Annotated in this window: 5 protein-coding genes and 1 pseudogene; 3 read left to right on the forward strand and 3 right to left on the reverse strand. The window is 53.1% G+C overall.

Going from position 1 to position 16155, the window contains the following annotated elements:
• Window positions 1–25: 25 nt before the first annotated feature.
• Window positions 26–1948: a methyl-accepting chemotaxis protein gene (locus tag NNX04_RS06290; protein ID WP_261947830.1), complete on the reverse strand. Its 1923-nt coding sequence runs from the start codon at window positions 1946–1948 to the stop codon at window positions 26–28.
• Between the two features lie 147 nt (window positions 1949–2095).
• Window positions 2096–2893: a PhzF family phenazine biosynthesis protein gene (locus tag NNX04_RS06295; RefSeq protein WP_261947831.1), complete on the reverse strand. Its 798-nt coding sequence runs from the start codon at window positions 2891–2893 to the stop codon at window positions 2096–2098.
• A gap of 121 nt (window positions 2894–3014) precedes the next feature.
• Between NNX04_RS06295 and NNX04_RS06300 the strand changes: the two genes are divergently transcribed.
• The 3 genes and pseudogenes from NNX04_RS06300 (at window position 3015) to NNX04_RS06310 (ending at window position 6287) form a co-directional block, all read left to right on the forward strand.
• Window positions 3015–4631, forward strand: a complete 1617-nt coding sequence (locus NNX04_RS06300; protein WP_261947832.1) for a cation:proton antiporter family protein — start codon at window positions 3015–3017, stop codon at window positions 4629–4631.
• Window positions 4632–4657: 26 nt separating this feature from the next.
• A pseudogene (gene cysC / locus NNX04_RS06305) lies at window positions 4658–5205 on the forward strand (adenylyl-sulfate kinase).
• A 62-nt stretch (window positions 5206–5267) separates the two neighbouring features.
• Window positions 5268–6287 (forward strand): DUF72 domain-containing protein, encoded by a 1020-nt coding sequence (locus tag NNX04_RS06310; RefSeq protein ID WP_261947833.1) that lies wholly within the window; start codon window positions 5268–5270, stop codon window positions 6285–6287.
• 23 nt (window positions 6288–6310) lie between these two features.
• Here NNX04_RS06310 and NNX04_RS06315 read toward each other — a convergent pair whose 3' ends face one another.
• Window positions 6311–16153 carry a putative Ig domain-containing protein gene (locus tag NNX04_RS06315; RefSeq protein WP_261947834.1) on the reverse strand — a complete coding sequence of 3281 codons (9843 nt, stop codon included), beginning with the start codon at window positions 16151–16153 and terminating at the stop codon, window positions 6311–6313.
• Between the last annotated feature and the right edge of the window lie 2 nt (window positions 16154–16155).

A 16155-nucleotide genomic window follows, 5' to 3' on the forward strand; every position in this document is an offset into this window, starting at 1 on the left:
TACATCACAAAATCCACGCCGCAGCTTACACTTTGTAAGCTGCCAATTGCTGTTGAATGTCCTCGGATAATTGCGATAGGGCTTCCGATGCGCGCAATGTCTCTTGCGCTCGTGTCTGGCTCTGGTCGCCAGCAGTATTGATGTTGGTAATATTTTTATTGATATCTTCCGCGACATGGCTTTGCTGCACTACGGCGTGTGAAATTTCACTGTTCAGGTCGTTTAGATCAGACACACTGCGCAATACTGCTTTGATGGATTCACCCGAACTTTGCGCACCAGTGACATTCAACCGCATCATTTCATCCGCTAAACGCATTTGTTCAATGGCACGCTCGGAATTGCTTTGAAAACGTTTCACCATGTTATCCACCTCGGCGGTAGAGGCTTGTGTGCGGCTGGCTAATGAGCGCACCTCATCGGCAACCACGGCAAAACCACGGCCTTGCTCCCCAGCCCGGGCAGCTTCAATCGCGGCATTCAAGGCAAGTAAATTAGTCTGCTCGGCAATTGAGCGAATCACATTCAACACTGTGCCAATTTCATTGCTGGTATCAGCCAACTCTGCAATGACTTTTGCGGCGCTATCAATGTTTTCTGCCAGGGTTTCGGTCGACGCAATGGTATCTGACAAAACCTTGTAGCCCTGCTCGGCATCTTTATTGGTCGTTAGTGTTGCAGTTGCGACGCTGGCTGCATTGCGTGCAACTTCCTGCGCGGTGGTGGACATTTCATGTATAGCGGCGGCAATACCGTCTATGTCGCGCGCTTGGGTATTAATTGCTTCAGTGGATTGCACCGCGATTGATTTTAAATGCCGCGCCGCTTGCGATAATTGGTGGGTTGCACTGGCGACTGATTTGATTGTGTTTTGCAGCCGATCAAGCAGTGAATCAAACCCTTTGGCCAACTCGCCGATTTCATCATCGCGCACTACATTAAAACGCAGGGTCAGATCGCCTTCGCCGTCGACAATATCGTGTAGCCGTTTGGTGGTTTGACGTAGCGGCGTTACGACAACTTTTTGAATAAGCAAATAAACGATAACCAAAAACACCAAGCCAATTGCAATAATCAACGCGGTCAAGAGATAGGAAACTTTACGCACCATGGCTTGAATTTCCTGGGTGGAATAGACCGTAATAATTTCATAGCCCCAGGCATCAAAACGGGTAGTTTGCAGATGCCAATCGGTACCGGGATCGGCAAGGATTTTGTCGATAGCGTCTTTGGATAGATTGTCTGAATGGACTCGTGTCGCGCCGGTATTATCGCGAATGACCACAAACCCCTCTTCCAATACGCGACTGGACGCAATAGCTGAAAATAAATCATTCAAGTCCGCTTTGTAGCCCACATACCAAACACCAATAATATCGCCGCTCTGGTTAGTGATAGGTTCATAACCGGTAAGGTATGGGCTGCCGAGAATATCAACCACACCATAAAACGCAGTGCCCTGCTGAATATTTTTAATGGCCGCCCCTTGCGGAGCCAGGATAGTGCCAACGGCGCGTCCGGTTGGTGTCATTACATTGGTGGAAATTCTTACGTACTCATTATTGTCGCGCGCAAATATTGTGGCTGTCCCGCCCATAATTTTGGTGGTTCTATCCACCAGATCAAACTGATTGGCAATGGCCGTGTCGCCGAGCAAAAGATTATTCGTTTCGCGTTCATTAACGACTACCCGTTCACCCAGCTGTGGTTCACCCAGCTCACCGCCGTACTCACGCAACAGCTGCATGCTACTTTTTACACGCTCCATCATTATGTTGTTGGTAACAGTGAGCAGACGTATCGCTTCGCGGCTAATGCTGTTGCTTTCATTGACGGCACGCTGTTGAGCCAACTCGCGCTGATGGTGATATACCAGAAGAACGGCAGACACCACACCCAACAGCAAAATGGCGGTCAGGGCATACATAAATTTTTTAGCAATCGACATATAAAACTCCAATTATTTCAAAGCGTAACGAGCCTTCGTTAGCCCTTGCCAAATTGCTAGCAAGATAGATGCCCAGCACCCTTACTATTGGCGATAGCAACTCACTTATCTTGTTTATGATAGTTGATCTGGAAAAAGCAGCGCGTATTAGCCCTGAAATTCTCCGCTGAGCATAGTGCGCGCTTTGCCGCGTAACAGAACGCGCTCGCCTTGCCAATCGAGAGTTAACAATCCGCCACGCGGCGATGCTTGTTGCGCGCGCAGATGGGTTTTCCCTAGGCGATGTCCCCAGTAACAAGCGAGTAAGCAATGTGCAGAACCAGTGACGGGATCTTCGTTAATGCCGACCTTGGGTGCAAAAAAGCGCGAGACCATATCCAACCCTGAACCTGCATCACCCGGAGCGGTGAGGATTAATCCGCGCGAGGTAAACGAGGCAATCTGCTCCGCATTGGGTACAAAATTACGGACAGCGTCGGCGGAATCCACCACGGCGATAAGATCGTCCCGCCCCTGCCCAAACCACTGCGGTTGATCACCTAATAATTGCAACAGCACGGGAGGAACCTCGGCGATGAACTGCGGGAAGTCGGACGGAAAATCGAGTTGGATTTCATCACCAACTCTGGTCGCCGCGAGGCGGCCACTGAGGGTGTGGAATTCCAAGGTTGCGACGGTTTCTCCGGCGTGCAGCCATAACGCATGGGCGGCAGCGAGCGTTGCATGGCCGCACAGGCTTACCTCTACCTGCGGCGTAAACCAGCGCAGGTCCCAACTGCCATCGGCACGCTTATGTACAAATGCCGTTTCCGCCTGATTCATTTCCAGTGCGACATTTTGCATCCAACCGGCGGGCGGCTCTTTATCCACAATACAAACGCCAGCGGGGTTGCCGCTAAAGGGTTGGTCGACGAAGGCATCAACTAAATACATGGGGTAACTCATAGCGAATCTCCTGCGCGTGAGTATGGAGTAACAAAGCCGAGTGCAGCTTGGTGAGTTTGGCGAGCCTATTGTAAATTTGTTACTCTGAAAACCTCTTCGATATCAAAGCAGTAGACTCCCTATGGAACCCATTATTATTTTGGTCGCTTTTGCCGGCGGCTTGGCAGCGTCGTTTTTGCGATTGCCGCCATTAACCGGCTTTTTAGTGGCCGGTTTTGCCCTGAATTTCATGGGCTATGAATTGAATGACAACATTCAATTTATCGCTGATTTGGGAGTCACCCTGCTGCTGTTCACTATCGGGTTAAAACTGGATGTCCGCTCGCTGTTGAAGGCCGAAATATGGGGTGGTGCCACCCTGCATATGCTGCTCACCACCGCAGGTATTGCGCTACTTTTTATGACGCTAAAAATGCTGGGTTTAACCGCACTCCTCAGCAATATGGAGTGGAGCAGTTTTGTACTGATTGGGTTTGCACTGTCCTTCTCCAGTACCGTATTTGTAGTGAAAATGCTGGAGGAGCGCAGCGAAAGCCAATCCATTTATGGCCGTATCGCCATTGGTGTATTGGTGATGCAAGATATTTTCGCGGTGATTTTTTTAAGCGCCTCTACCGGCAAAATTCCCAGTGTGTGGGCATTTTTACTGCTTGGTTTGATTCCACTGGCACCGATCTTACGCCGCCTGCTGGATCGCCTGGGGCATGGCGAAATGCAGGTGTTGTTTGGCTTTTTATTATCGCTAGTGATTGGCTATGCGCTGTTTGAGGCGCTGGGAGTAAAAGGTGATTTGGGTGCGCTACTGATAGGCATGCTGCTCTCTACCCATCGGGCAGCACCGGGTTTGGCTAAATCCCTCTTTAATATCAAAGAGCTGTTTCTGGTGGCGTTTTTTCTCAGCATCGGCCTGATGGCAGACCCAAGCTGGGATCACCTTGCCTGGGCCTTTGCGTTGCAATTGTTGCTACCGCTGCAAGTCGTGTTATTTATGCTGTTACTGCCGCGCTTTCGCCTGCGGTTGCGCACCAGCTTTCTCACTAGCCTTGGCTTGGGTAATTACTCGGAGTTCAGTTTGATTGTGGCCAGCCTCGCTGTTACTGCCGGTTGGTTAGCCATAGATTGGCTGGTGATTATTGCCCTTGCGGTATCACTGAGTTTTGTGTTTTCGGCCATCGCCAATGCCTACAGCGAGCGCCTGTATCAGTACTTTGTTGCCAAGCGCCCCGACCTGCCAGCAGAAAAACTGCGCCCGCAGGATCGCCCACTGTATTTGGGCGATGCCCAGGCGATTGTGTTTGGTATGGGCCGTATTGGCCGCGGGGCTTACCAGCGGCTGCAGGAGAAATACAACCTGCGAGTGCTGGGCGTGGACAATAATCCATTGCGCATTGAGCACTTACACAAAGTTTCCGACATGTGCCTGGCAGAGGGCGATGCCTCTGACTCGGACTTTTGGGACAAGCTGGTCAATACCGCCCAGATCCAGCTGATTGTATTGGCCATGCCCTATCACCAAGGTAACGTGTTTGCATTGAAACAACTGCAACACCGCCGCTTCAAGGGCAAAATCGCCGCCATAGTGCAATACGAAGAAGAAGTAGAAATACTGCGCAGCCTGGGAGCCAACGCCATTTTTTACGTTTACGATGGCGCAGGCCAAGCACTCGCAGACAGCGCGATGCATGAGTTATTGTCCATGCCACCGGCGAACACTGCTGTAGATCCAGTTACCGTTTAATTAAAAAGAAAGGGATATATGAAACTATGGCCAAACACTATCGCCCCTGCGTACTTTGGTTTACCGGTTTGAGTGGCGCCGGAAAATCCACTACCGCTGCAGCGCTACAAACCCAACTAACCGAATTAGGGTGCAATACGTATTTGCTAGATGGCGATTTGCTTCGTCAGGGGCTTTGCAAAGATTTGGGCTTTAGCGAAGAAGACCGCGCTGAAAACTTACGCCGCATTGGTGAGGTAGCGCGGTTAATGGTGGATGCAGGTTTGCTGGTGATTTGCGCCACCATTTCCCCGTTTGAAAAAACCCGGCGCGAATTGCGGTCGCGTTTGCCCCAGGTGATTTTCTTGAAGTATTTATCGATGCACCTTTAAGTGTATGTGAGGCGCGCGACCCTAAAGGGCTATACCGCAAAGTGCGTGAAGGTAAAATTGCACAATTTACCGGTATAGATTCCGCCTATGATCGGCCAACTGATGCGGATATTCATCTGCACACCGACCAAATGAACCCTGAGCAATGCGTTGCACAAATTGTTCAGTATTTACAAACCAATCACTATCTAGCGGTCAAGTAGCCATAAAAAACGACAAGGATTTTCTTAGTGACACCTTGTCATTCCACTTGGGCAATTTATCTATGCAAAACCCTCTGTTTGATGGTTCAGAGATCGCCACCGTAAAACAGACCACAAAGTCAACCAAAGCGATTGCGCCGGTGAATCCTGATCCAGAATGGATAGCACTTGCAGATACGCTGCCCGCGAAGGTGCGGCTCGGTACATCATCCTGGAATTATCCCGGCTGGAATGGACTAGTGTGGAATGGTGATTACACCGAATCAAACTTATCGCGTTATGGACTGGCAGCTTATGGCCAGCATCCGCTGTTTCGCACAGTCAGTATCGACCGCAGTTTTTATCGCCCACTTAACCTTGCCCAGTTCGCGCAATATGCCTCACAAGTAGGCAATGATTTTCGTTTTGTGGTGAAAGCCCCAAGTTTGGTTACCGATGCGTTGGTGCGCGATGAAAGCGGTCGCGGCAGGCGCGCCAATGCCAATTTCTTAAACGCCGCAGATGCTGTGCAATTATTTGCGGAGCCGGCACTACAAGGTCTGCAACACAAATTAGGTGCACTGGTTTTTCAGATCAGCCCCCTGCCCGCTCACTGGCTCGCACAGATGCCTAAATTAATAGACCGTTTGCACCTATTATTAAAATCCATTCCCGATTTAAAAAGCATCGCCCCTGATGGCGTTGTCGCCGTTGAAGTGCGCGACCCGCAGTGGTTAACACCGCAATTTATGGCGGCATTACGCGATACCGGCGCGACTTATTGCATGGGTTTACATGCAAAAATGCCGCGTATTAGCGAGCAACTTCCCATTTTGCGTGCGCTCTGGCCCGGGCCATTTGTCTGTCGCTGGAATTTAAACCCGGTGCATGGCGCATTTGGTTATGAAGATGCCAAAGATGCCTATGAGCCTTACGACAAAATCATCGACCCGGACATAGAAACACGCATGGCGCTGGCAAAAGTAATTAGCGGAACAGCAAGTGGTGGGCAGAATGTATTTGTCACACTCAGCAATAAAGCAGAAGGCTCCGCGCCCTTATCGGTAATCGAATTGGCGCGGGCCCTTAAAGGAAATAGTTAGTGCAAGTTCAGGCTTATCACCAGCTAAAAGCGGAAACGCCCCGATAACGAATACATGTCCACTACCTGATCCGCCAGGTAAATACGTCTTACACTCAACCCGTAGGACAGGTTTTTGGTCAGCCCTAAATCCAACCGAATACCCGCCAGCGGTGCAACGCCACTGTCACTTTGCAGGGTGATGGGTTGCTGGTTGGTCTCTTTTTCGTCCTGCCAGAAATAGGCGCCCGCTTCCAATGAGATATTCACCGGCTGGTCGCGCAGCAGGGTTAACCCCTGCACTGCTGTCCAGCCGCTGGCGCTGACCGGGTAGGCATTCGCGAAGTCGCGTTTGAATGCCGTCAGGTCGGTGTCGCCGTCGAGGGTCATATCCACTGTTACATCGCCCAGTTCCAGATAGCCCAGTTCGCTGTAGGTGTAGTCGTGCCATTGGTAGCCAAAGGCGATTTGGTAGCCGCGACGGTCGATGTCGTACTTATCAACCGTGAACTCGTGACCGGCGGCGCTCAGGGCTTGAGTGAACGTCGCTTCGCGTTGGTCGCCTTCTACTTTGTAAACATCTACCCGCACATAGGCTTTGCCGTCGGTCAGCGCCTGGCTGGAGGCCGAGGTGACAATCAGGGCCAGGGCGATCAAGCCCCGGCGGTTTGTTCCCGTGATCCATTTCATCATCAATACGCTTCCTAATAACAAGAGCCAGAGTCCATCTATCGCACCACCGCCTTTGGATTTGAGGTTTACATCCGGCGCTGGCGGTGGCGGAGGGGGTGGTTCCACCGGCAGTGCAACACTCACGGCGCCCGGGTCCACAATCGCGGCGTTGATCAGGCCGTCATCGTCGTTCGGCCCTCCGTCTTCAATGGTTAGCTGGACGCAGAGGTTGCCGGCGGTCAGGCCGGGTGTCCAATCCGGGTTGCCCGGTGGCGGGCAGTAACCGGGGTTGCCGGGGGCGGAGAAGATGCTGTTGTTGGCATTGCTGATGAAGTTGACCCAACGGCCATCCTGGTATTTGCGATAGACCGCATTGGCGGGAATCGGCGCTACTTGCGGGATCACTATGCGCACACTTTGACCCAGGGTTGGCAGGTCGTTGATCACGAAGTCAAAGATGCCTCCCACCGGTTCAAAGGTGGGGTCGATGATCAATTCACCGGTAGTGCCCAGCTCTTCGTTAAGGATTTGCACACCGCCAGACTCGCCGACCAACGCAAATTGGCCGAGGCCACAACGCACACCGGGATCACATTCGATCAGGTAGGCGTTCGTGATCGCGCCCTGCTGCGGCAGGATGTTGCTGGTGGGCATGTTGTCCAGATAGTCGGGGATACCGTTGCCGTTGGTGTCGCCAAAGCCTTCGTTGGTGTCAGTAACACCATCGCCGTCGGTGTCGGCATCCGGTACTAGCACTGGCAGGCTCGGTACGACACGGAAGTAGAGTTGTACGTTGGCAGTGGCACCACCGGTGTCGGTGACGGTCACTTGTGCCTGATGACGACCGCTCAAGTTGCTCGGGTCGAACACCAGGGTGTTGTTGACCGGGTTGCCGTCGGTATCGCCCAGCGCTGTGTCACTGGCTGACCAGTTGTAGCTGTGGGTATCGCCGGGGTTCAGGTCGGTGACGGTGACGGTCAGGGTAACCGGGCCACCGGCAGGGGTAATCTGGATGGTGTTTACACCCCCTTGCGTCAACTGCAGGCTCACCATCGGGGCGATATTGCCTTCGCGGATACGGATGGTGTGGCTGTTGGCGACACCGGCATTGATATCGCCATCCAAACGTACCACCAGTTCACTGTCGCTCAAGCCACTGAGGGTGGCCAGTTGCACTGGCACTATCACTTCCAGCTGCCCTGCTTCGGTGAAGTTGGCTACGCCATTGACCAGATTGTGTTCGGTAGTGCCTGCGGTAGTAGCCGCGTCGATCACGTAGGGTATCGCGACAGGGTATTCCGGCGCTTTACCATTAAGCAGCACACGGAATTCCACCGCACTGCCACGGATGGCGATTTGTGACTTGCTCAGGGATACCAGCGGACGGATATCGACCACTTGCGTAGCGGTACCCGTGACATCGGCTCCGTTGGTCGCACTCCAGCTCACTTCATGACGACCCGGTGGCAAGAGCAATACATTGTTGACGTTCAAGCCTTCCGGATTGGTGGTGCAACAGGTATTACCACTCACCCCATCACTGGCCATGCTGTTGAGAATCGCATCCACCTGCTCCTGGGTCGCCGAGGCATTGAGGCTCAACAACTGACGCAGGCTTACCGGTGTGTAAAGCCCGGTGGCGTTGATGGCGATATCTTCCGGTGCAGTAACCACCGGCTGCAATGGGTCGATGGTTTCAATCACTTCCAGATTGAAGGCTGGTAATGATGCACTCAGCACACCATCGCTGACGGTGATGACGATACCGGTGGTGGTACCTACATCATCGTGAACCGGTGTACCGGTTAAGGCACCGGTTGCGGTATCAAACGCGGCCCAGGTCGGTTTGTTGGTGATGCTGTAAGTCAGCACATCGCCCACATCCACATCGCTGGCCGTTGGGGTGAAGCTGTAAGCAACGTCCTGATCAACTGATACCAATGGCGTACCGCTAATCACGGGCGCCTCGTTCACGTTGGTCACAGTCAGGTCAAACGCCGCCAGGCTTGCGCTCAAGGTGCCGTCGCTGACAGTGATCACGATTCCGGTGGTAGTGCCCACATCCGCATTGGTTGGTGTACCGGTCAAGGCGCCAGTGGCGGTATCAAACGCGGCCCAAGTCGGTTTGTTGGTGATGCTGTAAGTCAGCACATCGCCTACATCCACGTCACTTGCGGTTGGTGTGAAGCTGTAAGCAACGTCCTGATCGACTGATACCAATGGTGTACCGCTAATCACGGGCGCTTCGTTCACGTTGGTCACAGTCAGGTCAAACGCCGCCAGGCTTGCGCTCAAGGTGCCGTCGCTGACCGTGATGACGATTCCGGTGGTAGTGCCCACATCCGTATTGGTTGGTGTACCGGTCAGTGCCCCGGTTGCGGTATCAAACGCGGCCCAGGTCGGTTTGTTGGTGATGCTGTAAGTCAGTACATCGCCTACATCCACGTCACTTGCGGTTGGGGTGAAGCTGTAGGCAACATCCTGATCAACCGACGTCGTCGGTGTACCAGTGATAGTGGGAGCGTCATTGACGTTGGCAACCGTAATGCTGAAGCTCTGGTCAACCGTCAAACCATCTGCATCAGTCGCGCGCAGGATAACGGCATGGCTACCGACATTCGCATTGGTCGGTGTACCGCTCAAGAGGCCAGTGGTCGGGTTGAAGCTCAACCAGCTTGGCAAAGTCGCTGCGCTGAGTGTCAACACATCGCCTGCATCGCTATCGGCTGCTGCAAAGGTGTAGCTGTAGGCAACATCTTGCGTGGCGGTTGTGACAGCAGTGGAGCTGATGGTTGGTGCATCGTTGACGTTGGCAACCGTAATGCTGAAGCTCTGATCAACCGTCAAACCATCTGCATCAGTCGCGCGCAGGGTAACCGCATGGCTACCTACATCAGCATTGGTCGGAGTACCGCTCAATACGCCAGTCGCAGGGTTGAAGCTTAACCAGCTCGGCAAGGTCGCGGCGCTGAGTGTCAGCACATCACCCGCATCACCATCGGCTGCCGCAAAGGTGTAGCTGTAGGCGACATCCTGCGTTGCAGTTGTGACGGCGGTGGAGCTAATAGTTGGTGCATCGTTGACGTTGGCAACCGTAATGCTGAAGCTCTGATCAACCGTCAAACCATCTGCATCAGTCGCGCGCAGGGTAACCGCATGGCTACCGACATCCGCATTGGTCGGAGTACCGCTCAATACGCCAGTCGCAGGGTTGAAGCTTAACCAGCTCGGGATAGTCACGGCGCTGAGTGTCAGCACATCACCCACATCACCATCGGCTGCCGCAAAGGTGTAGCTGTAAGCGACATCTTGCGTTGCAGTTGTGACGGCGGTGGAGCTAATGGTTGGGACATCATTAACGTTAACAACCGTCAGGCTAAACGCGGGCAAGCTGGTTAATGTGGTGCCATCACTCACGGTGATCACAATACCGGCAGTAGTACCAACATTCGCATTGCCCGGAGTGCCGCTCAAGGTTCCGGTTATAGGATCAAACGTGGCCCAAGCCGGTTGGTTGGCAATGCTGAAGAGCAATACAACCGAGTCCGCATCGGTTACGCTAGGTGTGAAACTGTAAGCAGCGCCTTGATTGATCGATAGCGCAGGAGTACCAGAGATGATCGGTGTATTGTTAACCGCAGTAACACTGACTGATTTGGTAGTGACAACACTCGTTTCCACGCCATCATTCACTGTGAAACTGATTTCGCGGGTTGCTTCCGAGGGGGTTTCGGAGCTGTTGGTGTAAGTCACTGCAGCCAGAGCGAGTTCCCATTCAGCAAGGGTCGCGGTGGCACCAGTGGAGGTTAAGGTGAGCACACCTGTACTGCTGTTGTAACTTGCACTGATATTACCCATGGTGCTGCCATCATTGGTAAAGGCCAGCACATCTTCAGCAGTCTGGAAGTTAGCAGTAATGCTCGCAGTTGCAGAGGCAAGCGTTGCATTATCCAGATCACTTACTGTGATATCGCCATCAATAACAACTGGCGTGGAGGCAACATTATTACCCTCGGTAAATGCTGTCACACCGGTGCTAGCAGTTACCACAGGGGCGCTGTTAAGCGCCGAGATAGTAACTGTCGCTGACACATTGGGGCTGGAAGTATCCACGCCGCCATCCGTAACACCACCGTCATCTTGCAATGACGTAAGCGTAACCACACGATTTGCTACCGTCGGGTTTACGCTTTGGTTGGCATAGGTCATTCCATCTATCAGCGTCTGTGCAGATGAAAGGCCAGTTGTCTTAACAAGCGTCAAGGTTGCGGTTGAACCTGTGACGGCAACACTGATATCCACGCCATGGATCAATGAAGTACCCGTAAAACCATTGACCAGCGGAATATCGCTACCATCAAAATAGATGACCTCATCACTACCCTCAGTAACGTTGGTGACTGTTACTGTGAGCATGGTGATCAACTGGCCAGATTCCACAGTACTGACACTGGTTCCGCTGAACAAACCAACAGCCGCTCCACCCTCAGTAAAGGTTGGTGTAGCGCCAGTAGCTGTCAAGGTCGGGGCATCGTTGGTCGCGACAACAGCAACGGCAATATCCGCATTACTGCTGGTACCACCATCCCCGTCATTTACAGTTATCCGCACAGTTCGAGCACTGGTGTCCGGTGAGGTGGTATTAGTATTGGTGTAAGTCAGGTTGCGAACCAACGCCTGAATAATTGCGGGGGTAGCAGCGCTGTTAAGAGTGATAACAAGATCATTAATATCGGTGCCGCCATCAGCCGTACGAGTACCAATAAGCGTGCCGCCATAGGTGATATTCAGGCCAGAAGTGCCGATTTGGCCGCCTGCGGTGCCTTCATTCCGGATTGAAAGTACATCTTCAGTAGTGACACGACCACTACTGATAGAAACCGTCACGTTGCCGCCATCAAAATCGATTGAATCGCTGTCAGTGACGGTTGCGTCATTGCTTGCATCCAGCAAAATGAGGTCGCTGTCCTCAATAAAGCTGACACTATCGCCATTCAGGTTAGCGATAACTGGCGCGGCATTCAGCGGTGCAGTCAGGGTGAAATCATTGCCATTGCCATCATCACCCAAATAACTTGCGGTTAGCACCGTGCCATTGCCACTCGCCGTTGTAGTAGCACCTTCCGCTAAACCACTAAACGTACCGGTGATTGCATCTGCTGCATCGTTGACAATGATCGTGTAGCTATCGCCCTGCCCGGCTGTGTAACCATGGCTGGCAGACAGGATAGCCCCCGACACATCCACAGAACCATTCACCAAGATTTGGTCGTACTCGGTACCTACCGCAGTGCCATTGATCTCCACCGCCAGGATACTGCCGGGAGCCATAGTGAGGTTGCCGTTAACAGTTAATGTACCTGGGCTATTACCGGGCGAAAGAGTGCCGCCACTATTGACGGTAATGTTGCTGGAAATACTACCACTGCCTCCTAAGGTAGCCCCGGACGCAACAGCCGTAGCCGAGGTAGCGGACAAGGCGCCATTAACCAGCAGGCTACCGGCATTGACGCTGGTAGCACCGGTATAACTGTCGGTGCCACTCAGGTTCAGCGTGGATGCGCCTGCCTTGATGAGCCCACCCGCGCCGCTGATGGGACCGCTGAGCGTCGCCGCATTGGTGGTCTGCACGGTGGCGTTGCCAGCCAGTGCAATGGCATTGTCGATGGTGGTGGCGCCGGTGACTGCCAGGGTGGAGCCGGTCGCCAGCGTGACGGTGCCGCTGCCGAGGTTGCCGTCGCCCGCCACGGACAGCGTGCCCGCCGATACGTTGGTGCTGCCTGCGTAACTGTTTGTGCCCGACAGCGTCAGCGTATTGGCGCCGGTCTTGGCCAGGCTGCCCGCGCCGCCGATGTTTCCCGACAGCGTTGCGTCGGCAGAGGTATTGACCGTCACCGCGCCAGACAGCGTGACGGCATTGTCGATGGTGGTCGCACCCGTCACGGCCAGCGTTGTGCCTGCTGCCAGCGTCACTCCGCCCGAACCTAGATTGCTGTCGGATGCGGCGCTGAGCGTACCGGCACTGACCGTCGTGTTGTTATAGGTATTGGTGCCGGATAGTGTCAGCGTCGATGCGCCGGACTTGGCGAGGTTGAAGCCGCCGCCAATGACACCGGACAGCGTGGCATTGGCGGAGTTGTTGACGGTGGCATTACCAGTCAGCGTGATGCTGTTGTCGACAGTGGTGGCACCCGTCACCTGCAAAATGGTGCCAGCCGCCAGCGAGATGCCACCGCTGCCTAGATTAGCGTCGCTGGCAACGCTCAGAGTGCCCGCACTGACGGTGGTGCCTGCGTAAGTATTGCTGCCCGACAGTATCAGTGCCGCCGCGCCCGACTTGGCCAGGGTGTGGGCGCCACTGATGACGCCGGACAAGGTGGCGTTTGCCGAGGTGCTGACGGTGGCATCGCCACTCAGCGCGATGGCGTTGTCGATGTTGGTGGCACCAGAGATGTCCAGCGTCGCGCCTGATGCCAGCGTCACGGTGTTGCTGCCAAGATTGCTGTCACTGGCCACAGCCAGGGTGCCGGCCGATACCGTGGTCGTGCCGCTGTAGGTATTGGTGGCCGTCAGCGTCATCGTGCCGCTGCCCTGCTTCACTAGGTTGCCAGTGCCGGACACGACGCCGGCTACGGTCGTGGTGGTGTTGTCGCCCCCGGCGCTCAGCGTGAAGCTGCCGAGGTTGACGGTGGCAGTGGCACTGTTGCTGCCCAGGCTGCCAACCGTTTGGTTCGATAGCAGTGTTATCACGCTATTGCCATTGGCGCGCAAATAGCTGCTGCTGGAGACAGACGCATCGCCATCCAGCCTCAGCGAGCCGAAATTCATCGCAGTCGTGTTGCCGGTGTAGGTATTGGTACCCGACAGAGTCAGCGCGAAAGTCGCCGCCCCACTCTGGTTGACACTCAGGCCACCCGTACCGCTGATGCCGCCGGAGAAGGTGGTATCGGCAGTAATCCAGCTGGTTAGGGTATTGCTGCCCAGAGTGACTGATCCGGCACCGGAAAGATTGCCAATAGTTTCATTGCTGGAGAGCGCAAGAGTCGCGCCACTGGAAACAGAGACACTGCCATTCGTGGAAATTGCATCACCATTGCTGACGGTCAATGTTCCCGCGGAGATACTAGTAACACCGGAGTAGCTGTTGGTTGCGGACAACGTTAATCCACCCGCACCTGTTTTGGTGAGCGCGCCGCTACCGCCAATAGCACTGGAAATCGTCGCCGTATCACCAGTCCCGTTGGTAAAGGTTTGGGTAGTCGCCGCGCCAAGAGTAATGGTTCCGCTGGTCAGCGACATGCTGCTGGCAGCGTCCATATCAAATGTCAGGCTTTCATTTAGGCTTAGGCTATTAATGGTGAGCGCGGTGGCAGCCAGCGTGCCGTTGAATACGATGGTCTGGCTGCCGGTGGCATCGGCCGCCGCAATCGCCACCGCCTCACTAAAACTCACGCCATTGGCGATGTCGATGCTGGCGGTGTCGGTGGTATTGGTGACGTAAATTGAATCGGTGGTGACTGTGACAGTCGCCGTGGTCGCCGTTCCACCATCGCCATCGGTCAGTGCATAGCTGATAGTGGCATCGCCTGCTGGGGTATTATTTTGATAAGTAATTCGTTGGACAACATCATCAACCAGCGCGCTAGTCGCCGTTGTATCACTGCTGGTAAGGGTGATGGTCAACACGCCATTGATATTGGTGTAAGTAGCGAAGGTTTGTCCGCCTGATTGCAGATTACCGCTGGTAGTTCCGGTAACGGTAAATAAAGCACCAGAAGTATTAAAGCCAAAAGTATCGGAGGTAATTGCGGTGCCAGATCGTTGTATGATTAGCGCCGCATCGGCCCAGTTGCCGTTACCGGCGTTAAGTGCATCTAGTTCGGTATCGGCCAGATTGGCATTGCCCCCAGAATCCAACGTGACCGTATTGCCAACGCCCGGCCAAGCAAGGCTATCACTGTTGAGGTTGTTTATAGTTGGAGCTTGGTTGGTACTGCCAATGCTATCAAAAGTGATTTTTCTGATGGCACCCATAAAACCACTATTGGTATTAACAACAAAGGGAGCCCATGAGTTATTGGTAATGGTTATAGATGTAGCACCAGCAGGCAATGAACTTAGGTCGATCATCTGATTCGTATAATTGGTGGCGTACTTATCATTAATAGTTACATTCATACTGCCACCATTATTTGTCGTAATAGTCGCCGAATCGCCAGCAGTAGAATAAATCTCTATTGAACTTGGCTTAAATTCGCTGCCGTCGGTAAAGCTCAGCGTGATGGATTTTTCAGAGAAACCAAAGCCAATTCCATAACCAGGGCTCACACTGATACTGTTATATTCGCCATCAACCGTCAGAGTTTTCCCTCCGAAGCTAACCTGAGCATCGATATTGACGGAATCTGCATTGTTGCTTCCGTTAGGTGTAAATCGTTTGTTATTAAAACCGGGATCAACAACGTCCCATGTCGACATTTGAAAAATGACTGGGGCTAATATTGCAGTAAAATCTCTCAGTGCTTTTTCAGAGAAGGCCAATTCAGTTTCGATATTACCGCGCTGGATCTCCAAATCCCAATCACCGTCCAGCTCGGAATTACCTGTTTTATTATTCGATGCAGCTACATCTACATGAGTGTTACTACGGATAATATCCAGCAGCTCTCCACCATTATAGCCACTCGCCAAATCACAACCATAGAGAACCAAATCAGCTCCATGAATTAAGGCGGCATTTAATGAAGCAAAAGTATCCTTTTCATTTGTAAGCGCTGCAGAATCTACACGGCTGTTACCCAAGAGCATTACGCCCTCTTCCGCATGCGACACAATGTGCAGGCCTTTTAAGCCTTGGTAATTTTTTAATATTGTTTTTAGTTGCGCCAATCCAGGCTGGGAAGAATCTATTTCAACTATATCCACACCGGGTTTAACCGCACGATAAAACACCGCTTTATCCGGCACCGCCGCATCAATAATCACCAACTCTTTTACGGGTGATGTACTGACAATATCCAATTCATCAGCCGTAACACGAACAGCCGCGCGCACGATATGTGTCGCGGCCATGTTAGTAGCGGATAGGTCGGGCGAGCTGTTAATACTCGCACTGAGATAAGAGCGCTGATAACTTGTTGACGATTGCGCAGGCACTCCATAAAGCCCCAGCGGCAACAGCAACGACGATAAGCCCATTAGTAGTTTGTTAGACATGG

Source organism: Cellvibrio sp. QJXJ (assembly GCF_024452345.1).
Taxonomy (GTDB): domain Bacteria; phylum Pseudomonadota; class Gammaproteobacteria; order Pseudomonadales; family Cellvibrionaceae; genus Cellvibrio.

Excerpts from the sequence above, each read along its gene's own strand:
- NNX04_RS06315 (WP_261947834.1), bottom strand. The coding sequence starts at position 16,153 with ATGTCTAACAAACTACTAATGGGCTTATCGTCGTTGCTGTTGCCGCTG.
- NNX04_RS06300 (WP_261947832.1), top strand. The coding sequence starts at position 3,015 with ATGGAACCCATTATTATTTTGGTCGCTTTTGCCGGCGGCTTGGCAGCG.
- NNX04_RS06310 (WP_261947833.1), top strand. The coding sequence starts at position 5,268 with ATGCAAAACCCTCTGTTTGATGGTTCAGAGATCGCCACCGTAAAACAG.
- NNX04_RS06295 (WP_261947831.1), bottom strand. The coding sequence starts at position 2,893 with ATGAGTTACCCCATGTATTTAGTTGATGCCTTCGTCGACCAACCCTTT.
- NNX04_RS06290 (WP_261947830.1), bottom strand. The coding sequence starts at position 1,948 with ATGTCGATTGCTAAAAAATTTATGTATGCCCTGACCGCCATTTTGCTG.